Below are 24,336 nucleotides of genomic sequence, written 5' to 3'. Positions count from 1 at the left end.
CGTGACGTCGATGATCGAGCGCCTGCACGACCACACCCTCACCGACCTGGCCGCGCTCGCCGCGCCCCACGACTCCGGGCACCTGGCCCGGACCGCCGAGCTGGCGGGCCGGATCGCCGAGGAGTCCGGGCTCACCGCGGGCACCGCCCGCTGCGCCGCCTACCTCTACCACCGCTTCGGCCTGCCGGACGCCCCGCACGGCCAACACGGCCCGGCCGGCGGGTCGGCGCCGACCCGCGCCGACGCGGTCGACTTCCTGACCCGTTCCGGGGTGCCCGGCGCGCTGCACCGGGACCTCCTGACGCTGCTCGACCCCGACCCGCCGGCCGCCGAAGTGCCGTACGGCGCGGCTGTGCTGGACGCCGAGCGGATCGACGCGATGGGCGCCGCCGGCCTCCACCGGACGCTCGCCGGCGGCGGGCCGCGCTGGCACGCCCCGGCCGGCCGGCACCCGCGCCCGGCCCTGCCGGAGCTCTACGAGGCGCTGGTCCGGACCGAGCGGGAGCTGCTGACCGAGCCGGCCCGCCGGCTGGCCGCGGACCGGATGGACCTGGTCCACCGGCTGGCCGCCGACTACCGGGCGGAGGCCGAGCTGGGCCGGCACCCGGCGGAGGCCGGGCCGGCCCCGACCGCCGCCCCCGGGGTGAGCTGGGATCCCAAGTCGGGCTTCCTGCACGCCGCGACGGGCGTCCCCGCGGTCGGACCGCTGGCGCGCATCGGCTACCGCGGCACGGTCTGGCTGACCTTCGACGACCGGGACCGGCTGCTCGGCATCGACCTGTACGACGCGCCGGCGGCCCTGGTCGCCGTCCTGCCGCCCGGCCAGCAGCACCGGTACTTCTGGCACAGCACGGCCCGCGGAGCGGGCATGGCGTGGTGGGCGGACCCCGCCACCTGCCACGTCTGGATCACCACCGCGCCGGGCCTGGCCCACCACCGGGTGGTGGGGGCCGCGGACATCGAGGTCGGCACCCGCGCGGACCGTCCGGCAACCCTCAGGCTTCATGTACAGGCCAACCGATGAATCGCGGTGTATCCGCGCGTAGATCCTCCTAAGGTAGAGCTCATGAGCTTCCTGGCATTACTCCGGTCCCCCTTCGTCACCCGTCTGCTGCTGGGCAGTTGGGTCGGCAGACTGCCCTCCGCGATGGCCGCGCTCACCATCCCGCTGGCGCTGCGCGAGGCCGGGTCCGGGTACGGCTTCGTCGGTGCGGCGGCCAGCGCCTACGCGATCGCGGCGGCGGTCGGCTCCCCGCTGCTCGGCCGGCTGGTCGACCGCTGGGGGCAGACCAGGATCCTGGTGCCGACCGCGCTGCTCGCCGCCGCCGGCTTCCTCGCCATCGCGCTGGCGCCGCGCGAGCCCGCGGCCGTCCTGGTCGGCGCCGTGCTCGCCGGGTCGATGACGCCCCCGCTGGAGCCCTGCCTGCGGGTGCTGTGGCCGGCCATCGCCCCCGAGGGGAAGCTCGAATCGGCGTACGCGTTGGACTCCAGCGCGCAGGAACTCGTCTTCGTCGCCGGCCCGTTGGTGGTCACCGGCAGCGTCGCGATCTGGTCCCCCACCGCCGCGCTGTACGTCCAGGCGCTGCTCGGCCTGTTCGGCGTCGCGGTGGTGGCGAGCGCGCGGCCGTCCCGCGAGTGGCGGGCCGAGACCCGGTCCGGCGACTGGCTGGGCCCGCTGCGCAGCGGGCGGCTGGTCACCCTACTGAGCGCGATGATCGGGGTGGGCTTCGCGATCGGCTCGCTGAACGTCCTGGTGGTCTCGTACGCGGAGCACTGGCACGTGCCCGGCGGCGCGCCCACCCTGCTGGCGCTCAACGCCTTCGGCTCGCTCGCCGGTGTGCTGGTGTACGGCTCGCGCAGTTGGCCGGGCACGCTCGCCGGCCGCGGGCTGCTGTTCGCCGGCGGCCTGGTGGTCGGGTACGGCCTGCTGGTGCTGCTGCCCCCGCCGGGCTGGATGGCCGGGCTGATGCTGCTCACCGGGGCGTTCCTCGCCCCGATGCTGACGGTCACCTTCGTGCTGGTCGGCGAGCTGGCACCGCCGGGCACCACGACCGAGGCCTTCGCCTGGCTGGTCACCCTGTTCGCCGCCGGCACCTCGCTGGGCTCGGCGGCGGTCGGCACCGTGCTCGCGCACGCCGACGCGCACTGGGCGGCCCTGTGCGGCACCGCGGGCGCCCTGGTGACCCTGACGATCCTCGCCCTCGGCCGGCGGGGCTTCACGACCGCCCCGGCGGCCGCGCCCGCCACGGCGGAGGCGGCCGCACCGCGCTGAGCGACCGGCGAGGGCCCCCGGAACCGTCCGGTTCCGGGGGCCCTCGCCGTCGGTGCCCGCTCAGCGCGGTGGGAGGGCCAACCCCAGGTGGTCCCTGAGCGTCCGTCCGCGGTACTCCTTGCGGAACAGCCCGCGGCGCTGCAGCACCGGGACGACCAGCTCGGTGAAGGCGGTGACCGCGCCCGGCACGTACGCCGGATAGATGTTGAACCCGTCCGCGGCGCCCTCCTCGAACCACTCCTGGATCATGTCGGCCACCTCCTCGGGGTTGCCGACCACCACGTGCGAGAGCTGGGCGGGCGTGGCGTGCACGAGGTCGCCGTAGGTGATCGGGGCCGGCCCCCCGACGGTGCGCCGGGTGAGCCTGGTGATCTCGGCGAGCCGCCGGGCGCCCTCCTCGGAGACGCCGGCCAGGACGGCGGCCGGTACCGCGTCGGCCAGGTCGTGGCCGCGCACGTCCACGCCGAACACCTCGGACGCGGACGTGAGGTTGCGCCGGTGGCCCTCGCCGATGCCGCCGGCCCGCACGATGTCGCCGACCTCCCGCTCCGGGTCGAGCACCAGCAGCGCGTTGAGCAGGTCGTGCAGGGCGACCGCCTCCTCGGTGGTGGGCGCGACGATCGGGGTGAGCCCGGGCAGCACCGCCACCCGGTCCGCGCGGCCGTGCCGGGCGGCCCTGGCCCTGATGTCGGCGTAGTACTCCTTGCGCTTCGCGAAGGTGGGCTGGGGCCCGGCGAAGACGACGTCGGCGTCCCGGGCCCCGAGTTCACGGGAGCGGTCGGAGGTGCCGGCGCTGAACACCACCACGTGGCCCTGCGGCGGCCGGGCGACGTCCAGCGGCCCGTCCACCGAGAAGTACCGGCCGCGGTGGTCGATCCGGCGGGAGCCGGTGCCGTCCGGGTCGGGGGCCGCGTCCCACAGTCGGCGGACCACCGCCAGGGTCTCCTCGGCCCAGTCGTAGCGCCGTTCGGTGTCCCAGTGGGCGTCCCGGCCGAAGTTGAGCGCGGCGGCCGGGTCGGCGCCGGTCACCAGGTTCCAGGCCGCGCGGCCCTCGCTGAGGTGGTCGAGCGAGGCCAGCAGCCGGGCGATGCCGTACGGGTCGGAGTAGGTGGGGTTCGCGGTGACGACCACCCCGATGTGCGTGGTGGCGGCGGCGATCGCGGCGGCGGTGGCGAAGGGCTCCAGCCGGGAGATCTGCGCCGGGTTGCTGTGCTGCAGCGCCGGGTCGGAGGCGAGCCGGTCGCCGAGGAAGACGAAGTCGAGCTTGGCCCGCTCGGCGCTCCGGCTGACCTCCTGGATCAGCTCGATGTCGTAGGCCGCGTCGGCGACCGCGTCGGGGTGGCGCCACCCGGCGGCGTGCGTGCCGGTCGCCCAGAACATCAGTCCGAGGTGCAGTTCCCGTGTCCTCATCGCGGTCGGCTCCTCTCCGTGCCGGCGGCCGTCAGCCGGGCGACGATCCGGTTCTCGGGCCTGGCCAGTCCCAGGTGTCCGCGCAGCGTCGCGGGCCCGTGCCCGTCGACGAGCCCCCCGGCGGCCCGCAGTGCGGGCAGCGCGAGGGCGGTGAAGGCCTCGACCCCCTCGGGCTGCGGGAAGCGCAGGGCGAAGCCGTGCAGGGACGCGCGGTCGGCCCAGGCGAGCAGGCGCCGCGCGACGGACGGTCCGTCACCGACCAGCACCGCCGCGTCCGCGTCCGACCGCGGCGCGCCCGCCCGGGCGTGCAGCTCCTGGGCGCCCGCCTCCGTCCCCGCCACGAACGGGGTGACCGTCGCCAGCACCGGCCGGTCGGCGGCGGCCGCGGCCTCGGGGCTGCCGGCCAGCAGGACGTCCGCCTCCCGGGCGAGCACCGGGTGGTCGGCCGGGGCCAGCACCACCGGATGGCCCTGCGGCGGGCGGACCAGGTTGAGCGGCCCGCGCACCCGCAGCGCCGGGCCCCGGTGGTCCAGCACCCGGACCCGGCCGGGGTCGATGAACCGCCCGGTGTCCTTCTCGTGGACGAAGGCGCCGTCCTCCCAGGTGTCCCACAGGTCGCGCAGCAGCGGCACGAACTCCGCCTCGCGCGCCGCCCGCCCGTCCACCGGGTCGGCGCCCTCGCGGCGGTGGTTGGCGTCCGCCTCCGGGTCGGCTCCGGTGACCACCCGCCAGCCGGCCCGGCCGGCGCTGACGTGGTCCAGCGAGGCCACCATCCGGGCCAGGTTGTACGGCTCGTGGTAGGCCGGCGCGGCGTCCACGACCAGGCCGATCCGCCGGGTGCGCACCGCGAGCACCGAGGCGGTGACGATCGCGGCCGGCGGGGCCGGTCGGCCCGGCCGGGCGGCCGGGCGGTCGCCCAGCAGCAGCGCGTGCACCCCGGCCGCCTCGGCCCGCCCGGCCGCCGCGACCGCGTCGGCGGGCCGGCCGGCCAGCACCGCGTCGGGCAGCCCGTACGCCAGGAAGAGCCCGGTGCGGCCCGTCACGACCGACCCCCGCGGGCGCCGAACAGCTCCGCGACCGACGCGTCGTACGCGCTGCTGATCCGGAACGCCTTCTCCGCCAGGGCGAGCCGGCGCTCCACCGGGACGGCGGACGGGCTGCCGCCGCCCTCCTCCAGGAGCTTCAGCACCCCGTCGTAGTCGTCCGGGTCGCTGAGCGGGATGACGTGCTCGAAGTTCTTCGCGGCGCCGCGCAGCATCGCGGGCCCGCCGACGTCCACCTTCTCGCGGAACGCGGCCGGTTCCTGCCCCGGCTCGGGCAGCAGGTAGTAGTTGTTGCACACCAGGTCGATCCGCGGGATGCCGTGCTCCGCCATCTCGCGCAGGTCGGACTCGGTCTCCCGGGCCAGGATGCCGCCCATCACGGAGACGGTGAGCGTCTTGACCCGGCCGCCCAGCAGGGTCGGCACACCCGCGAGGTCGGCGATGCCCTCCACCGGGTGGCCCGCGTCCCGCAGCAGCCGGTACGTGCCCTCCGTGGCCGCGACCCGCCAGCCGAGCCGGACGAGTCCGGCGGCCAGCGGCTCGATGTTCCGCTTGTCGCTCACCGCGAGTACGGCCAGCATGTCAGCGCTCCTCCTTGAGCCGGTTCACTTGATCTCGATCAGGGCGTCGCGGTGCGGGCCGACCGACACGTGGCGCACCGGCGCACCGAGCAGGTCCTGGATCGCCTCGACGTACTCCCGCGCACCGGCGGGCAGTTCCTCGTACGCGCGGATGCCGGTGAGGTCCTCGTCCCAGCCGGGCAGGGTCTCGTAGACCGGGGTGGCGGCGGCCAGGTCGGCCGGGACGGGGCTGAACTCGCGCACCGTGCGGCCGTTCTGCTCGTAGGCCACGCACAGCTGCAGTTCGCCGGTGCCGCTCAGCTGGTCGAGGTTGGTGATCGCGACCTCGTCGGCGCCCTGCACGCGCGCGCCGTAGCGGGTCGCCACCGCGTCGAACGCGCCGAGCCGGCGCGGGCGGTTGGTCGTCGCCCCGTACTCGCCCCACTGCCGGCGCAGCCGGTCGGCGCGCTCCTCGTCGAACTCCGTCACGAACGGCCCCGCCCCGACGCAGGAGGAGAACGCCTTGGTGACGCCGACCGTCCGGTCCACCCGCGCCCACGGGACGCCGATGCCCACCGGCGCGTGGCCGGCCAGGCAGTTGGACGAGGTGGTGAAGGGGTAGATGCCGTAGTACAGGTCCTTCAGGGCGCCGAGCTGCCCCTCCGCGATGACGGTGGCCCCCTCGTCGAGGGCCTTGCCGAGCAGCGCGGTCGCGTCGACGACGTGCGGCTCCAGCCGCTCGGCGACGTCCGTGGCCCAGCGCAGGACCTCGTCGGGGGAGAGCGCGGCGCCGCCGTAGATCCGCTCGGTCCGCTGGTTGGCCCAGTCCAGGACGGCGGCGAGCCGGCCGGGCAGGTTCGGCCGGTCGAACAGCTCCCGGACGAGCAGGGTCTTCTTCATCACCCGGTCCCCGTAGGCGGGCGAGATGCCGCGCCGGGTCGAGCCGTACCGGCCGTCGGAGAGGCGTTCCTCCTCGGCGCCGTCCAGGTCGCGGTGGAAGGGGAAGCAGACCGAGGCCGCGCCCGCGACCAGGAGCCGGTCGGCCCGCACCCCGTGCTCGCGCAGCGCCTCGAACTCGGCGAGGAAGCCCTCGACGTCGACGGTCATCCCGGGGCCGAGCACGCCGGTCACGGTGGGGCGCAGCACGCTGCTGGGCAGGCTGTGCAGCTTGAACCTGCCCCGGTCGGTGTGGATCGTGTGGCCGGCGTTGCTGCCGCCGTGGTAGCGGACGGTGAAGTCGGCCTCCGCGGACAGGTTGTCGACCATTCTTCCCTTGCCCTCGTCGCCCCAGTTGAGGCCCACGATCGCCTTCAGCACGGCGGCACTCCTCGCTCTCGCGGTCGGTCGGTCTCAGGCCAGCAGGGCGCGGCGGCGCTCGGCGGCCCGGCCCCAGACGTCGGGGTTGAGCGCCGCCGGCGGCTGCTTGCCGGCCAGCGCGCCGGCCAGCTGGGTCGCCGCGGACAGCGCGAGGGCACGCTTGGTCTCGACGGTGAAGTCCGCGATGTGGGCGCTGAGCACCAGGTTCCCGATGCCCAGCAGCGGGCTGTCGGCGGGCAGCGGCTCGTCCTCGTAGACATCCAGCGCGGCGCCGCCGAGGTGGCCGCTGCGCAGCGCGCGGGCCAGTGCCTCGCCGTCGACGACCCGGCCGCGCGAGGTGTTCAGGAAGTACGCGCCGGGCTTCATCTGCGCGAAGGTCTTGTCGTTGAACATCTGCTCGGTCTCGTCGTTGAGCTCCGGGTGGCAGGTCACGACGTCGGCCCGGGAGAGCAGTTCCTCCAGGGTGTCCACCTTCTCGGCGCCGACCTCGGCCATCTTCTCGGCCGGGACGTAGGGGTCGTAGGCGAGCACCCGCATCAGGAAGCCGCCGTGCGCCCGGCGGGCCATCCAGCCGCCGACGTTGCCGAGGCCGACGATGCCGAGCACCTTGCCGGTCAGCTCCACCCGGTGGGTGGTGAGGCGGTCCTCCCAGGCCTTCTCGATCCCGTCCCGGCTGATCGCGGTGAGGCCCCGGGTGACCATCAGGAGCAGGCCGAGGGCGTGCTCGGAGACCGGCTTGCCGCCCAGGCCCGGGTTGTTGGCGACGACGACGCCGGCCTCGGTCGCCGCGTCGAGGTCGATGTTGTCGACGCCGCGCCCGCTGGAGAGCACCGCGACGAGGTTCGGGGCGGCGGCGATCAGCTCGGCGTCGATGCGGGCGGGGTAGCGGGCGACGATGCCGTGCGCCTCGGCGACGGCGGCGAGGACGGCGGGCCGGTCCTGGTCGTCCACTCGGCGCACGTCGGCGTGCTGCTCCAGCAGTTCCTCGGCCTCGGCGGCGTACATCGAGCCGATCAGGAGCACGGTGGGTCGCATGGCGGGTTCCTCCAGGTGCGGGGGTGGTCGTGGTGGTGGCGGGTCACGCGGCCATCGCCGCGGCGAGCAGGTCTTCCAGCGGCTTGAGTTCGCCGCCGCGGCTGGCCGCCAGGAAGCGCCGGGTCAGCTCGGTGCGTTCGGTGGGCGCGACGGTGAAGCGGGAGCGGTCGGCGGTGAGGCGGTCGCAGGCCCGGCCGTACAGCTTGCGGCTGTAGGCCTCGCTGATGCCGAGCGCGGCGGCGATCTCCCGGTGGCTGTAGTCGAAGGCGCGGCGCAGCAGCAGGACGGCGCGCTCGGCCGGTGAGAGGCGTTCCAGCAGCCAGGTCATCCGGCCGTGCAACTCGTCCTCGTCACCGACCAGTTCGTGCGGTTCGCCGCCGACGGGCAGGACCTCCTCGGGCACCAGGGCGCCGACGTAGGAGACCCGGCGGGTGTGCGCGGACTTCAGGTGGTCGACGCACAGCCGGCTGACCACGGTGGCCAGGAACGCGGCGTGGTTCTCCACGTCGGTCGCGGCGGACCAGCGCAGCCAGGCTTCGGAGACGATGTCCTCGGCCTCCTCGGCGGAGCCGACCCGCCGGGAGGCGAGTGCCAGCAGCCGCGGGCGCTGGCGCTCGAACTGCTCGTCGGGGGCGGGGACGTACTCGTGTTCCCGCTCGTGCTGCTGCGGGTGTTCCAGGACGGGGCCGGACAACGGTGCTGCCTCCCAGGGCTGTTCCGGTGCGGGGCCGGGACGGCGGCCCCGCACCGGAAGCAGGTTCGCGTTCGCGGTCAGGCCCGGCCCTCGGCCAGGACCTGGTCGAGGCTGGTGCTGAAGGCCGCCGCGTACTCGGCGACCTCCTCCTCGCCCATCGGCGTGGAGATGCAGCCCAGGCCGCTGTCGCCGACGTGGATGCCGTTCTCCAGCAGCTTCCAGTAGAGGGCCTTCATCGCGGCGGCCGAGCTGTCGTAGCCGGCCGGGGCGCTGGTCGCGACCACCCGGAACAGCGAGCCGAGGCCGTTGACCTCCCAGTCCAGCCCGGCGTCGGCGAGCGCGCCGCGCATGGCCACCCGGGCCTGCTCGCCCAGCAGGCCGATCCGCTCGTGCGCCTCGGGGGTCAGCAGGCGCAGCGAGGCGAGGCCGGAGCTCATGCTGACCGGGTTGGCGTTGTAGGAACCGGAGTGCGGCAGCGCCGGCTTGCCCTTGCTCGGGTCGAACACGCCCATGAAGCGGCGGCGGCCGGCCACCGCGCCGATCGGCATGCCGGCGGCGATGACCTTGCCGAGGACGGTGATGTCCGCCTCGGCGCCGAGCAGTTCCATCGCGCCGTGGTAGCCGACCCGGTAGGAGCCGACCTCGTCGGAGATCAGCAGCGCACCGGTCGTGTCGCAGAACTCGCGCAGCGCGTCGAGCCACTCCTTGCTCGCGGGCAGCAGGCCGATCCGCCACGGCACCGGGTCGATCAGCACGCAGGCGAGCTCGTCGGCGTGCCGGCGCAGCACCTCCAGCGAGCCCTCCGGGTCGTTGAACGGGATGACCACGGTGTTGGAGACCACGCCCTCGGGGTTGCCGGTGACGGCGTGGCTGATCAGGTTGCCGGAGCCGTCGTTGTTGACCGCGACGGCGTCGTAGGCGCCGTGGTAGGCGCCGGCGATCTTGGCGATCTTCGGGCGGCCGGTGTGGGCGCGGGCGGCCTGGACGGCCATCATCACGGCCTCGGTGCCGGAGCTGGTGAAGCGGACGTGCTCGAAGGTGGCGTTGCGGGCCGAGAGCGCCTCGGCGTACTCGACCTCGACCGGGGTGGGCATGCCGAAGCTGGTGCCGTGGCCGACCGCCGCCGCGATGGCCTCGACCATCTCGGGGTGGGCGTGGCCGTGGATCAGCGTGGTGCTGTTGTTCAGGAAGTCGATCCGCTCGACGCCGTCGACGTCGGTGACCCGGGCACCGCTGCCGGACCGGACGTAGACGGGGTAGGGCGAGCTGTAGACGGCGGTGCGGCTGTTGCCGCCCGGCATGACCTCGACGGCGCGGGCGTACAGGGCGGCGGACTTCTCGGTGTTCACGGGTAGCCCCTCGGGACGGGCCTCTCGGCCGCGGGAAACGGGTGGAAGGACGGTGCTCGGGTGGTCAGTCGGCGCTGCGGACCAGCGCGTCCGTCACGAAGTACGGCCCGGTGAGGTCGACGGCGGTGCCGGGCGCGACCCAGCTCGCCGGGGTGCCGCCGGCGGGTGCGCCGAGCTTCCCGCGGAGGCGGGCGGCCAGCTCCGGCAGCAGCGGTCCGGCCGCCTCCGCCAGGGCCCGGACGGCCATCAGCTCCAGCGCCATGCAGGTCCGCGCGGTGGCCGAGACCGGCTGCACCGCGAGGACGTCCTCGCAGACCTCGGTGAAGCGGCGGGCCTCGGCCACGAAGTCGCGGACCTCCCGGGCCGCCGCCCGGGCGGAGAATCGTTCCGGCCGGAGGGCCTCGGCGAGCCGGGAGGCGAAGGCCCTGATCCGGCCGTAGAACTGCTCGGCCTCCCGGTTCCAGCTGCCCGCCTCCGGGGCGCGGCCGTCGAAGGACTTGCGCAGCCGGTCGTCCACCGAGGCCAGCCAGCCCTCCCACTGCCCGGCGAGCTCCTCGCGGACGAAGCGCTCGTACTGGGCGAGGGAGAAGTCCCGGCGCCGGATGTCCGGACTGGTGGCGGCCAGGTACAGCCGCAGCTGGTCGCGGGTCTCGGGCCGGAAGGCGTCCCGGCCCCAGATCGCGTGCTTGCGGCCGGTGGAGAACTTCTGCCCGTCGAGCAGGTAGAACTCGTTGCAGACCATGGTGTCGGCGAGCTCCAGCCGGTCGGTGAAGGCACCGAGCACGGCCGGGAAGACCACGGCGCGCAGGAAGGCGTTGTCGAAGCCGAAGAAGAGCACGGTGCGCGGCCGGACGGCCTGCGCGTACTCCTCCCAGCCCGCCATCCCCTGCTGCCCGGCCAGGTCGTCGACCGCCGTCAGGTACCGGGCGGCGAGCTCGAAGGCCGAGTACATCCGCTGGCCGGCGGTCGCCCCGGACGGGTCGGCCGGCAGCAGGATGCCGTCCGCGGCGACGGTGCTCACCGGCAGGTCGGGCAGCGGGGCCGCGAGCACCCGGTCGACGTACGACCGCAGCCGCGCGCTCATCGAGACCGACCGCAGGTAGCCGGTCAGCCTCTCCCGCAGCGGTTCCAACGGCAGGTAGTAGCGCGTGAGTTCACGCTGCTCGGCCGGGGTGCCGCAGTTGCGGCAGCTGGGCTCCAACAGCTCGTGGTCGGCGAACGGGAGCGCGCAGGCCTCGCACTCGATGCCGGCGGTGTCGTACGAGCCGCAGTGCGGGCAGGCCCCTGCGACGAACGCTTCGAACAGCCAACTGTCGCACGGGACACAGTAGTTGGACTGGACGGCCTTCGCCGTGACGGTCCCGTCGGCACGCAGCCGCTCGAACACCTCCAGCGCGATCTCCGGGTAGCGCGGGGAGGACGGCCGGACGAAGACGTCCCAGGCGACGCCGGCCGCGGCCAGCGCCTCCTGGATCGCGTCGGTGTTCCGCTCGGCCAGCTCGTAGAAGCTCAGCCCCTGGTCCTGCGCGGCGGCCGCGACCTGGCTCTGGTGACCGACGGTGCCCAGCAGCAGCCCGACCGGGGTGCCCCGGGCGGCCAGGCCGCGCCGCAGCAGGTCCGCGTTGAGGAACGGGCCGGCCAGGTGGCCCAGGTGCAGCTCGCCGTTGGGGGTCGGGAAGGAGGGCAGCAGCAGGACCGGGCGGCCCTCCTCCGCGGTCCGCTCCGAGCGCCGGTCGTGCTCGGCCTCCAGCGCCGCCAGGTCCTCCCACCAGAAGGTGAGGAAGGACAGCGGCCGGTCCGCGGCCGGGTTGTGCAGGGTGTGCACCCCGAGCGGCGGCAGGCGGACCGCGTCACCGGCCGCCACCTGCACCGTCCGGCCGTCCGAGGTGACCTCGCCCCGGCCGTCCAGGACCACCCAGACCTCGACGTCGTGGTGGTTGTGCGGGGCCGTGGTCTCGCCCGGACGCAGGGTCACCCGGCGGACGTTGACCGGCAGTTCGGGATCCTTCGCCCAGGCCGGCTGCGCGCTCCGGACGAAGTCCGGCCGGCCCAGGTCGTCGACTGTGCGCGGAACGGTCACGATGTCCATGCTGTGGTGGGGGCGGGACCGCCCCCAGCTCCTCTCCCGAGGTCGTCGTCGGAACGTCGGTGTGCGCGAAGGGAACCGTCAGTACGAGGTGTTCAGGGCGAGTCCGGCGGGCCCGTCCGGGGCCTCCTGCGGGCCGGGTCCGGCCCAGTCCAGGGCGGTGCTGACCGAGCCGGTGTCGTAACGCCGGAGGCCGAGCAGGCTGTTGGCGATCACCGCGCTGCGCCAGGCGAGCAGGCTGAGGTTGGGGTCCGCCACGCCGTACTCGCGCCGCGCGGCGTTCTGCACGTAGATCCGGTGCTCCGCCGGGCCGTCCCACTGGAGGCTGAAGTCCGGCCGGACGACCGGCAGTCCGTCGCTGATCGCGAGCCGGTCCTTCAGGCCGAGCAGCAGGTCGGGCATGCCGTGCTCGTAGCCGGTGGCGCAGATGACCATGTCCACCGCCTCACGCACCACCTCCCCGCCGCGGGTCGGCCGCCAGCCGATGACCAGGCCGTCGGCCGTCTCCTCCAGGTCCTCCAGGGCGTGGTCCAGCAGGATGCGGCAGCTGCGCTCCCGCCCCTCCAGCAGGTCCAGGTCGTACAGCCGCCGGTAGAGGTCCTCCAGCAGCGGGATGGAGATGCCGTCGCTGGTGAGGCGCAGCCGCTCCACGGTCTCCGCGCGCTCCTCCTCCGGGAGGGCGTAGAAGTGGTGGCTGTAGTCGGGCAGGTAGAGCTCGTCGACGAACGGGCTGTCGTCGAGCGGGAGCAGGTTGCTGCGCCGGGTGCCCCAGAGGATCCGCTCGGGCCGCCGGTCCTCGCCGCCCAGCAGGTAGTTGACGACCTCGGCGCCGCTCTGCCCGCCACCGACCACGGCCACCCGCTTGCCCGCGAAGTCCCGCGGCCGCCGGAGCAGTTGGTCGGTGTGGAAGACCTTCTCCGGGTCGTGGCCGCGGGCGCTGCGGGGCAGCCGCGGGGCCAGGCCGGTGCCGACCACGATGTTGCGGGCCTGCAGCACGCCCTCGCCGGTGTGCACGACGAACGCACTGCCGTCCCATTCGACGTTCTCCGCCCGCCGCCCGAAGCGCAGGTTGTCCAGGCCGGCCGCCACCCACTGGCAGTACTGCTCGAACTCGCGGCGCGGCACCTTGGAACGGCCGGTCACCAGCAGGCGGTAGAGCCGCTTGGTGGCCACCTGGAAGGCGAGGAAGGAGAACGGGTTGGTCGGGTCGACCGGGGTGACCAGGTCCTTGAGGAAATGGACCTGCATCTGGGCGTCCGGCAGCATCAGGCCCGGATGCCATTCGAATCGGTCCTTGCTGTCGAGGAACACGGTCGACAGGCCCCGCTCCCCCGACGTCAGTGCCGCGAGACTCAGATTCGAGGGACCTATACCGACACCCAGCAGATCGAAAGTCTCCGGCAGTTCACTCATGCTTTCTCTCCCGTTGCCACGTGGGCGATTGTCAGCTGATCTCGTGGGCCGGTACCCAGGTCACTCCGCGAGCGGTCAGTGATCCCATCAGCTGTTCGAAATGTGCTGCGGACAGGGCGCGGTGCGGCTTTCGCCAGCCGGGCCCGGTGACGTCCCGGTCGGCGAGCAACCGGGCCGCCTCGGCCAGCGCGAAGCCCGTGGTGCGGGCCATCGCGGACAGGCCGGTCGCCTCGTCGGCGGAGTCGAGCACGGTGCTGCGCAGGCTCACCGGCCGGCCGCCCAGGCGGCCGTGCGCGGTCACCTCCAGTACCACCAGGTCGCGGTCGCCGGCCCGGGCCCTGACCTGCGGGGCCAGCACCCGCTCGACGACGCGCTTGGGTGGGACCCGGACGCCGTCGACCTCGACCTCGTCCTCGGCCAGCAGGCCGAGCCTGGCCAGGTCGGTCACCGTCCGGGCGAAACCCGGCCAGCGCAGGGTCTTCTGGGTGCAGTCCGCGCCGCGCAGGAGCGGGTGCTCGCCCAGCCAGGGGGCCATCCCGTCGTGGTAGGCCTCCAGCAGGCCGACGCCCTCCACCTCGCGGGTCTCCACGCCGGAGAAGCGGGCGTGCCGCACCCGCCGTCCGCCGCTCAGCGCCAGGGCCTCGCGCTGGGCGATCGGCAGGTGGTGCTCGTTCTCCCCGCCGAAGAACGCGGTGTAGCCGAGCGGGTCGCGCGGCTGCTCGGGCACGCCGCCGCAGCAGATCTCCAGCGACTCGACGGTGTCCAGGCGCTCCGCGAGGTGCACGGCGAGCAGTTCGGTCAGGCCCGGTTCGAGGCCGAGCGGCAGCAGGACGGTGACGCCGGCGGCCAGGAACCAGGCGTCCAGGTCGGGCAGTTCCTCGGTCGGCGGCCGGGTGATGCCGGCCACCGGCACCGCCGGGTCGGTGCGCACCACGGTCCGGATCACCGCCCGGGTGGCCGCCCACGGCAGGGCCGTGGCGAGGACGTCCGCCCCGGCGACGGCGGCCGCCGGGTCCTCCACCACCCGGACCGGGCAGCCACCGGAGCCGGCCAGCCAGTCGGCCAGCCCGGCGGCCCGCCCGCGGTCCCGGTCGCACACCGTCAGCCCGGTGGTGCCGGGGGCGGTGGCCAGTGCGTAGGCGGCGGCCCGGCCCATCTGCCCGCAGCCCACCAGGGCCGCCTTCACGAGCGGCCTCCCCGCCGTCGGGTGGTCACCCGCTACTCGCCGTCGGTCGCGGTCACCCGGGCGACCGCCTCGGCGGACACCCGTCCGAGCAGGGCGTCCAGCCCGGCCCGCTCGACGTGCCGGGCGATCACCGCGGCCACCCGCTGCTGCCCGAAGTTCTGCGGCGGCAGCGCCACCTCGGTGCCGGCCGGGACCTCGACGAAGACGTGGTCGAAGCCCGCCTGCTCGCAGATCCCGGCCAGCCCGCCGACCTCCTCGAACCGCCCGGCGCGCTCGGCGAGCACGAACGCGAGGCCCGCGTTGAGCTCCCGGTCGTGCTCCAGCCGCAGCGGGTCGCCGGTGGCGACCCGGACGACGTTCTCGAAGTAGTCGACACCGGTGGCCAGCGGCACCAGGTGCGAGCCGATGTAGTCGCCGGCCGGCCGGGCGGCGATCTCGATGAACCTCAGCCCCTGCCCGCCCCACTTGGCCTCCAGGTGGAAGGCGCAGTGGTCGAAGCCCAGGCCCGCCACGATGTCCTTGGTGGTGGCGGTGATCTCGGCCCAGGCGTCGGCGGGCAGCGCGCTGGGCACCTTGTGCGACAGCTCCAGGTGGTACGGGACGCTGGTGGCCTTGTCGGTCACGGTGACGACGTGCACCTCGCCGCCCGCGACGAAGCCCTCGACGCTGAGCTCGTCGCCCTCCAGGTACTCCTCGACGATGAACTCCGCGCCGAACTGCTGGAACACCGGGTCGAAGTCCGGCCGGGCGATCTCCGCCAGCCGCTCCATGGCCGGCTCCAGGTCCTCCGGCGCGCGCAGCTCGAAGATGCCCTTGGACCCGGAGGCGCCGGTCGGCTTCACCACCGCGGGCAGCCCGACCTCCTCCAGCGCCTTGCGCAGCTCGTCCAGGCCGGTGACCCGGGCGAAGCGCGGCAGCACGTCGCCGAGGTGGCGCAGCGCCTCCTTCATCGCGTACTTGTTGCGGGCCCGCAGCGCGGCGCTCGCGGACATGCCGCGCAGGCCGAGGTCGGCCGCGATCGCCGCGACGAGCTGCACGTCGACCTCGGTGAAGTTGGCGACGCCGGCCAGGTCGTACCGCCCGGCGAGCTCCCGGGCGGCCGCCAGCGAGGCCTCCCGGTCATAGGTGTCGACCTGGTGGAATTCGTCCACGAGGGGCCTCGCGAACTCCGGGATGGATCGTCCGAGGAGCACCACACCATAACCGAGACGGCGGGCCGCGAGGAGGGATTCCAGGCCCTCCCGCTGAATCCTCCGCAGGTTCACGAAAAGCACATGGCGCTTCGCCACAGGACTCCTCCAGTGTTGCCTTGTCGGATGAATGGCCGTGCAGATCCATTACCGCCCGAGCGGCCGTCAATCACGTGTACGAGAAACTCCCGCGGCATGAACGCACACGGAGAAAGGACGGAGACCACGACCCGCGCCTGACAGCGGTGACTCTCCCAATGACAGGGGCACCGTCAGTACCGCTGCCCCCTGGCTCATCACCAGCATGATTTGCCCTCAAGGACATGTCAACCGGTCACTTCAGGTCACCTCCGGGCGCACTTCGTCATGTCCGGGCCCCCGGGGAACCTGCTGTTCAACCGTCAACACTCGGTCGCCCGGCCGCCCTTGGCGGCGTGGCCGAAATCCTCCGTGCTCGGACGACGCCTTCCGGACAGCCGCCACGAGCACCCGGCCCGTGGCAGGATGACCACGCGGGCGGGGTCCGGCCCCGACGTCCGACACCCCGGGCCCGCCGGCACCCCCCGATCCGCTCCCACCCGTCCACCCGCCCGCACCGCGGGCGGGTCGACCCCGCGCGCCCGCACCTCCACGACCCCGCGCGCCCGCGCTTCCCGCGACCCGCCCGGCCCCACGACCGCCGAGGAGAACGCATGTCCGACCGCGCCCGGACCGCCCCGTACGGCACCTGGCCCTCCCCCGTCACCCCCGCCGAGGCGGCGCGCGGCGGGGCCCTCGTCGAATGGGTCGGCTTCCTGGGGGCCGACCCCTGCTGGACCGAGGCACTGCCCGAGGACGGCGGGCGCAACGCCCTGATGCGGCAGGGCCCGGACGGCGGACCCGCCCAACTGCTGCCGCCCGGCTGGGACGTCCGCAGCGGCGTCATCGAGTACGGCGGCCGGCCGTGGGCCGCGCTCTCCGACCGGGCCGGGGACGGCCTGGTCTTCAGCCACCGGGGCGACCAGCGGGCCTACCGGTGGAGCCCGGGGCGCGACCCCGTGCCGCTGAGCCCGGCCGCACCGGCCGGCGTCCAGCTGCGCTACTGCGACTTCGCCGTCCGCGGCGGCGAGGTCTGGTGCCTGCGCGAGCGGGTCCTGGACGAGGCCGGCACCCGGGTCGAGCGCCACCTGGTGGCCCTGCCGCTGGACGGCGGCGCCGCCGACGACCCCGGCAGGGTCCGCGAACTCGTCAGCAGCCACCACTTCCTGACGGGCCCTCGGATCTCGCCCGACGGCACCCGGGTCTGCTGGATCGGCTGGGACCACCCGAACATGCCCTGGGACGGCACCGAGCTGATGGCCGCCGCGATCGACCCGGACGGTGCCGTCGGCGAACCGGTCCGGCTGATGGGCGGCGACCGCGAGTCCGTGGTCCAGGCCGACTGGGCGGCCGACGGCTCCGGCCGGCTCCACGCCGTCGGGGACCCGGACGGCTGGTGGAACGTCCACGAGATCGGCCCCGACGGCGCCGTCCGCAACCTGCGCCCCGCCGAGGAGGAGTTCGGCGAGGCGCTGTGGCGGATCGGCCTGCGCTGGTGCCTGCCGCTGCGCGACGGGTCCCTCGCCACCGTGCACGGCACGGGTCGGCGCCGACTCGGCCTGCTCACCCCGGACGGCCGGCTCACCGACCTCGGCCTCCCGTACACCGAGTGGTCCTCGGTCGCCACCGACGGCCGCCGGATCGCCGCCGTGGTGGCCGGGCCGGAGCACCGCCGCGGCGTCGTGCTGATCGATCCCGCCGACGGCTCGACCACGGTGGTCCGGGCCCCGCACCGGGCCCACGAGGAGTACGCGTCCGCCCCGGTCGTGCGCGCCTTCCACGGGCCTGACGCCACCGTGCACGCCTACCTGCACCCGCCGCACCACCCGGAGGTCACCGGCCCTCCCGGCGAGCTGCCCCCGTACCTGGTCTTCGTCCACGGCGGCCCCAACAGCCGCAGCCAGCCGGTGCGCAACCAGGAGATCACGTACTTCACCAGCCGGGGCATCGGCGTGGTGGACGTCCAGTACGGCGGCTCCAGCGGCTTCGGCCGGGCCTACCGGGAGCGGCTGCGGGGCGGCTGGGGCGTGGTGGACGTCGAGGACTGCGCGACGGTCGCCCGGGCCCTGGTCGCCGAGGGGCTGGCCGACCCGGACCGGATCGCGATCCGCGGCGGCAGCGCGGGCGGCTGGACGGCCCTCCTGTCGGCGATCGCCGAGCCCGGGCTGTACCGGGCGGCGTGCCTCTACTTCCCGGTGCTCGACCCGGTCGCCTGGCGGGCCGGCGGCACCCACGACTTCGAGGCCCGGTACGCGGACGCCCTGATCGGCCCCTGGCCGCAGCAGCGCGCCCGCTACGAGGAGCGCTCCCCGCTGAACCGGGCGGAGGCGCTGTCCGTGCCGATCGTGCTGCTCCAGGGCGAACTGGACCCGATCTGCCCGCCCGCCCAGGCCGAGCGCCTGGTGGAGCGGCTGCGCGGGACGGGCGTCCCGCACGGCTACCTGCTCTTCGCCGGCGAGCGGCACGGCTTCCGCCGGAGCGACACCGTGGTGCGCTGCCTGGAGGCCGAACTCGCCCTCTACGGGCGGACCCTGGGATTCGATCCGGCCTGACGGCGAACGGTGTGCGGGGCGCGGGTCAGACCGCGTCCAGCAGCCGGCCCGCGCGGTCCAGGGTCTCCCGGAAGTTCTCCTCGGTGGTGCGCTCCCGGGCCTCGGCCAGGGTCAGCCACTCCAGCGGCGACTCGGGGTTCTCCGGCCGCGCGTCCTGGGGCGACTCGGTGGCCAGCAGGAACCGGAGGTCGGCGTGCTCGTGCGCGGGCTCGCGGGGGGAGTCGGGCACCGGCACCACGGTGACGTGCACCAGCGACGCGTCCGGCCAGGGCACCAGGTCGGTCAGGTGGGTCTCCTCCCGGCCCTCGCGCAGCGCGATGTCCAGCGGCAGCGTCTCGCCCGGGTCGCCGTGCCCGCCGACCTGGAGCCAGGCCTGCTGCTTGACGTGCCAGCGCAGCAGCACCCGCTTGGTCTTCGGGTGGACGATCAGCGCGGAGGCCGTGAAGTGCAGCGGGGTCGAGCGGTCCCAGGCGTCGGACGCGCCGACCAGGCCGAGCAGGCGCTCGTGGTCCGCGGTCTCCACCGGGCCCTGCGGCCGGTACCGGCCGAGCAGTTCGGCCAGGCCGGGGGTCTGCGTCCCGCTCGTCATATCAGCACTCCTCGTTCCGTCGGGCCAGCTCACCGGGCTTGTTCCGCACGGCCGTCGGGCCCGTCGTCGGTTCCCGGACAGGGCGGTTCCACCTTACCCGGTGATCGACGACGGGCCCGGCCGGTCAGCGGACCAGGACCGCCGGGCGGGCGGCCCGCGGGGTGTTGCGGCTGGCCAGGAACCGCAGTTCACCGGCGGTCACGACCGCCGAGATCCCGGGCACGTCCCCGATCGCCAGCGCCTCCAGCGCGGTGCCGGCCGCCGAGCCGCGCGGGGCGTCGAGGACCAGCAGGTCGGCCTCCTCGCCCACCCGCAGCCGGCCGGCGGGCAGCCCCCACACGTCCGCGACGTTGCCGGTGGCCAGCGCCCACACCCGGGCCGGGTCCACCGGGGAGAGGGCCGACAGCTCCACCACCGTCTTCAGCACCGCCAGCGGCATCACCCCGAACCCGGACGGCGTGTCCGAGCCGAGCACGATCCGGTCCAGCGCGTCCTCCTCCACGGCCCGCCGGACGATCCGCAGTCCGGCCCGCAGATTGCCCGCCTGGACGACCTGCAGGGCCATCCGGCTCTCCGCCAGCAGCCGGTCCACGTCGTGGTCGGGCAGCGCCGTCGGGCCGCCGTTGGCGTGCCCGCAGACGTTCGGCGCGAGGGCCAGCAGGTCGTCCGCGGTCAGCGAGGCCGACCCGGCGGCGCTGGCACCTCCGGCGTGGCACATCACCACCAGGCCGCGCTCCCGGGCCCAGCGGATCTGCTCGACGCCGTCCGCCGCCTTCTCGTAGGCGCCGAACCCGAACTTGGCCAGCCACACCCCGCAGCGCGCCAGGTCGTCGAAGTCGGCCTCGTCGAGCACGGGTTCGAGCAGGACGTTGCCCGCGTGCACCCGCATCCCGCCGGGGCGGAAGTTGTCGAACGAGGCCCGCGCCGCGACCGCCAGCGCCTTGACGCCGTCCCGGTCGCGCGGCCGCCCGGGGACGTGCACCTCCCCGGCCGAGATCGTCCGGGTGATGCCGCCGTGCACGTACCCCTCCAGGTAGTCCACGGCCTTCTGCCGGGGCGAGTAGTCGCCGAAGGTGACGTGCCCGTGCGAGTCGATCAGCCCCGGGGCCACCGTCGCCCCGGCCGCGTCCAGGACCCTTTCGGCGGCGGCGAGTTCGCCGGCCAGGTCGGCGGCGCGGCCGACCGCGGTGATCCGGCCGCCGGTGCACACGACGGTGTCCGCGCCGTCGACCACCGGTGCGGCGAGGTCGCCGGAGAGCAGGCGTCCGGCCCCGGTGACCGCCAGCGTTCCCACGTTCGGTTCCTCCGTCCGCACCGTCACACCGCCGCGAACCGCTCGGGGCGGAACGCCGCCGCCAGCGGCGACGGTCCGTCCAGCAGCTCCTGCGCGACGATCTCCCCGAGCACCGGCGCCAGGGTGAGCCCGCTGTGCGTCACCACCACGTACAGCGACTCGACACCGGGCACCGGCCCGACCACGCTCATCCCGTCGACCGGCATCGGGCGGACCCCGACGTACGCGTCCTCCACCGCGACGCCGGCCCCGGCCGTCCCGGGCAGCACCTCGGCCAGCCGGGCCAGCACCCGCTCGGCGGCGGCGGGGCCCTGCCGCGCGTGCGTCAGCTCCTCGTCCACGTCGTGGCAGTGCAGCACCACCCGGCCGCCGCTGTGCGGCCGGATGCTCAGGTGGGGCGCGTGCAGCACCCGGTCCACCCGGACGGGCAGCGGCGTGGTCCGCACCAGCAGCCCCACGACCGTCACCCCGGAGCCGTCCCCCGGCTCCACCAGCGGCACGTCGGCGCCCGCCCGGCCGAGCAGGGCCCTGGTCCCGCGCCCGGCGCAGCTCACCACGGCGTCCGCCTCGATCCGCTCCCCGGAGGCGAGTTCGACGCCGCGCACCCGTCCGCCGGGCTGCCCGCCGAGCAGCCCGGTGACGGCGCTCCCGATCCGCAGCCGGACGCCGGCCCGCCGGCCGTGCTCCTGGACCGCCGCCACGAACCGGTCGGCCACCACGTGGGCGTCCGCCGGGTAGTGCACCAGCGGCCCGTGCAGCCGGTCGAGCGCGAGTCCGGGCTGCAGGTCGCGCCGGGCCCGTTCGGCGTCGACCTCCTCGACCGGGTACCCCTTGGCGCGGTACCCGTCGGCGACGGCGGCCAGCCGCCGGGCGCCCTCGGCGCTGTCCGCCCAGTGCAGGTTGCCGTGCCGGAAGAACCACGGCGCGCCGTCCGCGGTCTCGGCGGCCAGCCGCTCGTGGGCCCGCAGGCTCTCCGCGGAGAGCCGGTAGTAGGGGTCGGAGCCGTTGTCGACGGCGTTCACCCAGCCGAAGCCGTGCGCGGAGAGCCCCTCGGCGGGCTCCCGGGCGTCGACCAGCACCACGTCGGCGCCCCGGCGCGCCAGGCGCAGCGCGACGCAGCTGCCGATCGAACCGGCTCCGACGACGACGATCCGGGTCACCGCTGCTCCTCCTTGCCGATGGCCGTCCCGCAGAGGTAGCCGCCGACCAGGGCCGGGCCGAGGGTGCCCCCGGACCCGGGGTAGCCGGGGCCCATCACGGTCGCGGCGACGTTCCCGCAGGCGTACAGCCCGGGGATCGGGCTGTCGTCGTGGCGCAGCACCCGGCCGCGCCCGTCGGTCACCAGGCCGCCCTTGGTGCCGAGCATGCCCGGTTCGACCCGGACGGCGTGGAACGGCGGTTCGACCAGCGGCCCCAGGCAGGGGTTGGGCCCGTGCAGCGGGTCGCCGTAGTACCGGTCGTGGCTGGTGGTCCCGCGGCCGAAGGCGGTGTCGACGCCCCGGGCGGCGTCCGGGTTGAACGCGGCCAGGGTCTCGGTGAGGCCCTGCTCGTCCACGCCGATCGACCGGGCCAGTTCGGCGGGCGTGCCGGCGCTGGTGTACCAGCCGGGCGCGGCGGCGCCGGGCTGCTCGCCGGCGATCGGGTACCGCCGGCGGAAGCCCTCGTCGAAGACCAGCCAGGCGGGCAGGTTGGGGCGTTCGTGCCGGGTCGGGTCGAAGGCCAGGAAGGCCTTGGTGACGTCGTTGTAGTTGACGGCCTCGTTGACGAAGCGCCGGCCCTGCCGGTTGACCATGATCGAGCCGGGCAGGCAGCGCTCGCCGACCAGGTGCCGGGTCAGCGGCGCGCCGTCGTACTCCTCGCCCCGGCCGGACACCGCCGGCACCCACCAGGCCTGCGACATGCCGTCGAGCGCCGCGCCGGCCTCCGTCGCCATCAGCAGGCCGTCGCCGTGGTTCCAGGGCGGGCTGACCGGGCGGGTGCCGGGGATCCCGAGGTGGGCCCGCTTGAGCCGCTCGTTCCACTCGAAGCCGCCGGTGGCGAGCACCACGCCGGCGCGCGCCCGGTACTCCGCCGGGCCGTCGGCGGTGTCGGCCCGGACGCCGACCACCCGGCCGTCCTCCCGCAGCAGTTCGCGGGCCCGGACGCCGGTCTCGAAGGCGACCCCGCGGTCGTCGCAGGCGGCCACCAGGGCGGCCGCCAGCGCGGCGCCGACGGTGAGCACGCCCTCGGCCCGGCGGCGGGCGACCAGGGCGTGGTCGTAGCGTCCGGGGATCTGCCAGCGGTGCCGCTCGTCGTAGGTGACGGCGTCGAAGTGGCTGCCGCGCCGGATCCGGTCCACCAGGCCGGGCCGGTCGGCGGTCGGGAACGGCACGTTGTCCAGGGTGCGGCCGACGTCCCGGGCGCCGGGCCAGTCGGAGTGGTAGTCGGGCCGGTCGATCGGGAAGAGCCGGACGGGCGTCTCGGCGTGCAGGTAGTCGACCATCTCGCGGGCCGTCCCGACGTACTGCTCCAGCCGTTCGCGGTCGGTCTCGCCCTCGGTGACGAGTTCGAGGTAGCGCAGCGCGTCCTCGGCGGAGTCGGGCATGCCGTGCTCGCGCATGACCGAGCTGTCGGGCACCCAGACCATGCCGCCGGACACGGCGGTGGTGCCGCCCAGCTCCGGGGCGCGTTCGAGGACGAGCACCCGGTGCCCGGCGTCGGCGGCCCGGCAGGCCGCCAGCAGCCCGGCGCCGCCGGAGCCGATCACCAAAGAGTCGGTTTCAACCTGTCGCACGGGAGTCCAATCCCTCGAAGTCGGTCGGGTCCTGGAGCGGGAGCGGCTCAGAGCAGCGGGGCGGGGCGGTAGCCGGAGCTCTCCGGGTGGCGGGCGGCGAGCTCCTCGATCCGTCCGACCAGGGTCGCGACCTGGTCGGTGGCGGCGCCGGTGAAGCCGATCCGGTCGGCCAGCAGGGCGTCCAGTCCGGCCCGGTCGAACGGCAGCCTCTCGTCGGCGGCGAGCCGCTCCAGCATCAGGTTGTCCCCGCCGTCCGACCGCATGGCCAGGGCCGCGCCGACGGCGTGCTCCTTGATGATCTCGTGCGCGGTCTCCCGGCCGACGCCCGCGCGCACCGCCGCCATCAGGATCTTGGTGCTGCCCAGGAACGGCAGGTAGCGCTCCAGCTCGGCGCCGACCACGGTCGGGAAGACGCCGAACTCGTCCAGGACGGTGAGCATCGTCTCCAGCAGGCCGTCGAGCGCGAAGAACGCGTCCGGGAGGGCGACCCGGCGGACCACGGAGCAGGAGACGTCGCCCTCGTTCCACTGGTCGCCGGAGAGCTCGGCCGCCATCGAGGCGAATCCTCGCAGCACGATCATCAGGCCGTTGATCCGCTCGCACGAGCGGGAGTTCATCTTGTGGGGCATGGCCGAGGAGCCGACCTGCCCCTCGGCGAAGCCCTCGGTGACCAGCTCGTCCCCGGCCATCAGCCGGATCGACTTGGCGAGCGAGGAGGGTCCGGCGGCGAGCTGCACCAGCAGGCTCAGCACCTCGTGGTCGAGCGAGCGCGGGTAGACCTGGCCGACGCTGGTGAGCCGGTGGGCGAACCCGAGGTGGGCGGCGACCCGGTCCTCCAGCTCGGCCAGCCGGGCCGCGTCGCCGCCCAGCAGGTCGAGCATGTCCTGGGCGGTGCCCATCGGGCCCTTGATGCCGCGCATCGGGTAGCGCGCGATCAGCTCGTCCAGGCGCTGCACGGCGACCAGCACCTCGTCGGCCACCGTCGCGAAGCGCTTGCCCAGGGTGGTGGCCTGGGCGGCGACGTTGTGCGAGCGGCCGACCATGACCAGCCCGGTGTGCTCGGCGGCGAGCCGGCCGAGCCGGGAGAGCAGCGCGACGCAGCGTCCGTGCACCAGCACCAGGCTGTCCCGGACCTGGAGCTGCTCGACGTTCTCGGTGAGGTCCCGGGAGGTCATCCCCTTGTGGATGTGCTCGTGCCCGGCCAGGGCGTTGAACTCCTCGATCCGGGCCTTCACGTCGTGCCGGGTGATCCGCTCGCGGGCCTCGATGGAGGCCTGGTCGATCCGGTCGACGACCTTCTCGTAGTCGGCCACCACGCCCTCCGGCACGGCGATGCCGAGGTCGCGCTGGGCGGTCAGCACGGCCAGCCAGAGCCGGCGCTCGAGGAGGATCTTGTGCTCCGGCGACCAGAGCGCGACCAGCTCGGGCGAGGCGTAGCGCGCGGCCAGCACGTCGGGGATCTCGGTCTTCATGGCCCTGTTCTCCGATTCGGTGG

General features: G+C 74.8%; 19 protein-coding genes. 3 read left to right on the top strand and 16 right to left on the bottom strand.

The features are described 5' to 3' along the window. The first annotated feature begins 1 nt into the window (after window position 1). Window positions 2-1,024 carry an HD domain-containing protein gene (locus tag ABEB06_RS30675; RefSeq protein ID WP_345700163.1) on the top strand — a complete coding sequence of 341 codons (1,023 nt, stop codon included), beginning with the start codon at window positions 2-4 and terminating at the stop codon, window positions 1,022-1,024. A 42-nt stretch (window positions 1,025-1,066) separates the two neighbouring features. Continuing rightward, complete coding sequence (locus ABEB06_RS30670) at window positions 1,067-2,272, top strand: MFS transporter (RefSeq protein ID WP_345700162.1); 1,206 nt, start codon at window positions 1,067-1,069, stop codon at window positions 2,270-2,272. 60 nt (window positions 2,273-2,332) lie between these two features. Here the strand turns inward: ABEB06_RS30670 and ABEB06_RS30665 are convergent, their stop codons facing one another. The 11 genes from ABEB06_RS30665 to ABEB06_RS30615 form a co-directional block, all read right to left on the bottom strand. Further along, complete coding sequence (locus tag ABEB06_RS30665; RefSeq protein WP_345700161.1) at window positions 2,333-3,682, bottom strand: LLM class flavin-dependent oxidoreductase; 1,350 nt, start codon at window positions 3,680-3,682, stop codon at window positions 2,333-2,335. Then, window positions 3,679-4,725 carry an LLM class flavin-dependent oxidoreductase gene (locus ABEB06_RS30660; RefSeq protein ID WP_345700160.1) on the bottom strand — a complete coding sequence of 349 codons (1,047 nt, stop codon included), beginning with the start codon at window positions 4,723-4,725 and terminating at the stop codon, window positions 3,679-3,681. The genes ABEB06_RS30665 and ABEB06_RS30660 overlap by 4 nt, the downstream gene beginning before the upstream one ends. Continuing rightward, window positions 4,722-5,306, bottom strand: coding sequence for a hypothetical protein (locus ABEB06_RS30655; RefSeq protein ID WP_345700159.1), 585 nt, complete (start codon window positions 5,304-5,306; stop codon window positions 4,722-4,724). The genes ABEB06_RS30660 and ABEB06_RS30655 overlap by 4 nt, the downstream gene beginning before the upstream one ends. 24 nt (window positions 5,307-5,330) lie before the next feature. Beyond that, window positions 5,331-6,602 (bottom strand): adenylosuccinate synthase, encoded by a 1,272-nt coding sequence (locus ABEB06_RS30650; RefSeq protein ID WP_345700158.1) that lies wholly within the window; start codon window positions 6,600-6,602, stop codon window positions 5,331-5,333. A gap of 33 nt (window positions 6,603-6,635) precedes the next feature. Then, entirely contained in the window at window positions 6,636-7,637 is a 1,002-nt protein-coding gene (locus ABEB06_RS30645; protein ID WP_345700157.1) for a hydroxyacid dehydrogenase, read from the bottom strand. Window positions 7,638-7,680: 43 nt separating this feature from the next. Then, entirely contained in the window at window positions 7,681-8,331 is a 651-nt protein-coding gene (locus ABEB06_RS30640) for a sigma-70 family RNA polymerase sigma factor (protein WP_345700156.1), read from the bottom strand. 77 nt (window positions 8,332-8,408) lie between these two features. Then, a complete protein-coding gene (locus ABEB06_RS30635; RefSeq protein ID WP_345700155.1) occupies window positions 8,409-9,680 on the bottom strand; it encodes an aspartate aminotransferase family protein in 1,272 nt (423 codons plus the stop codon). A gap of 64 nt (window positions 9,681-9,744) precedes the next feature. Next, window positions 9,745-11,760, bottom strand: coding sequence for a class I tRNA ligase family protein (locus ABEB06_RS30630; RefSeq protein WP_345700154.1), 2,016 nt, complete (start codon window positions 11,758-11,760; stop codon window positions 9,745-9,747). Between the two features lie 87 nt (window positions 11,761-11,847). Continuing rightward, entirely contained in the window at window positions 11,848-13,179 is a 1,332-nt protein-coding gene (locus ABEB06_RS30625) for a lysine N(6)-hydroxylase/L-ornithine N(5)-oxygenase family protein (RefSeq protein WP_345700153.1), read from the bottom strand. A 31-nt stretch (window positions 13,180-13,210) separates the two neighbouring features. Next, window positions 13,211-14,365: a saccharopine dehydrogenase family protein gene (locus tag ABEB06_RS30620; protein WP_345700152.1), complete on the bottom strand. Its 1,155-nt coding sequence runs from the start codon at window positions 14,363-14,365 to the stop codon at window positions 13,211-13,213. A 32-nt stretch (window positions 14,366-14,397) separates the two neighbouring features. Further along, the gene (locus ABEB06_RS30615) at window positions 14,398-15,630 is read right to left on the bottom strand and encodes an ATP-grasp domain-containing protein (RefSeq protein ID WP_345702042.1); all 1,233 of its coding nucleotides are present in this window, start codon (window positions 15,628-15,630) and stop codon (window positions 14,398-14,400) included. 617 nt (window positions 15,631-16,247) lie between these two features. Here ABEB06_RS30615 and ABEB06_RS30610 point away from each other — a divergent pair. Further along, the gene (locus ABEB06_RS30610) at window positions 16,248-18,185 is read left to right on the top strand and encodes an alpha/beta hydrolase family protein (RefSeq protein ID WP_345700151.1); all 1,938 of its coding nucleotides are present in this window, start codon (window positions 16,248-16,250) and stop codon (window positions 18,183-18,185) included. A gap of 25 nt (window positions 18,186-18,210) precedes the next feature. Here ABEB06_RS30610 and ABEB06_RS30605 read toward each other — a convergent pair whose 3' ends face one another. The 5 genes from ABEB06_RS30605 to purB form a co-directional block, all read right to left on the bottom strand. Further along, entirely contained in the window at window positions 18,211-18,774 is a 564-nt protein-coding gene (locus ABEB06_RS30605; RefSeq protein ID WP_345700150.1) for an NUDIX hydrolase, read from the bottom strand. A gap of 124 nt (window positions 18,775-18,898) precedes the next feature. Then, window positions 18,899-20,068 (bottom strand): amidohydrolase family protein, encoded by a 1,170-nt coding sequence (locus ABEB06_RS30600; protein ID WP_345700149.1) that lies wholly within the window; start codon window positions 20,066-20,068, stop codon window positions 18,899-18,901. A 23-nt stretch (window positions 20,069-20,091) separates the two neighbouring features. Beyond that, window positions 20,092-21,228, bottom strand: a complete 1,137-nt coding sequence (locus ABEB06_RS30595) for an NAD(P)/FAD-dependent oxidoreductase (protein WP_345700148.1) — start codon at window positions 21,226-21,228, stop codon at window positions 20,092-20,094. Beyond that, a complete protein-coding gene (locus tag ABEB06_RS30590; RefSeq protein ID WP_345700147.1) occupies window positions 21,225-22,841 on the bottom strand; it encodes an FAD-dependent oxidoreductase in 1,617 nt (538 codons plus the stop codon). The genes ABEB06_RS30595 and ABEB06_RS30590 overlap by 4 nt, the downstream gene beginning before the upstream one ends. A gap of 47 nt (window positions 22,842-22,888) precedes the next feature. After that, window positions 22,889-24,313, bottom strand: coding sequence for an adenylosuccinate lyase (purB, locus tag ABEB06_RS30585; protein ID WP_345700146.1), 1,425 nt, complete (start codon window positions 24,311-24,313; stop codon window positions 22,889-22,891). Between the last annotated feature and the right edge of the window lie 23 nt (window positions 24,314-24,336).

It is taken from the genome of Kitasatospora terrestris (assembly GCF_039542905.1).
GTDB classification, from domain to species: Bacteria; Actinomycetota; Actinomycetes; order Streptomycetales; family Streptomycetaceae; genus Kitasatospora; species Kitasatospora terrestris.
Note: the sequence above shows the minus strand (reverse complement) of the source record. Positions and strands in the feature narration are given on the sequence as shown.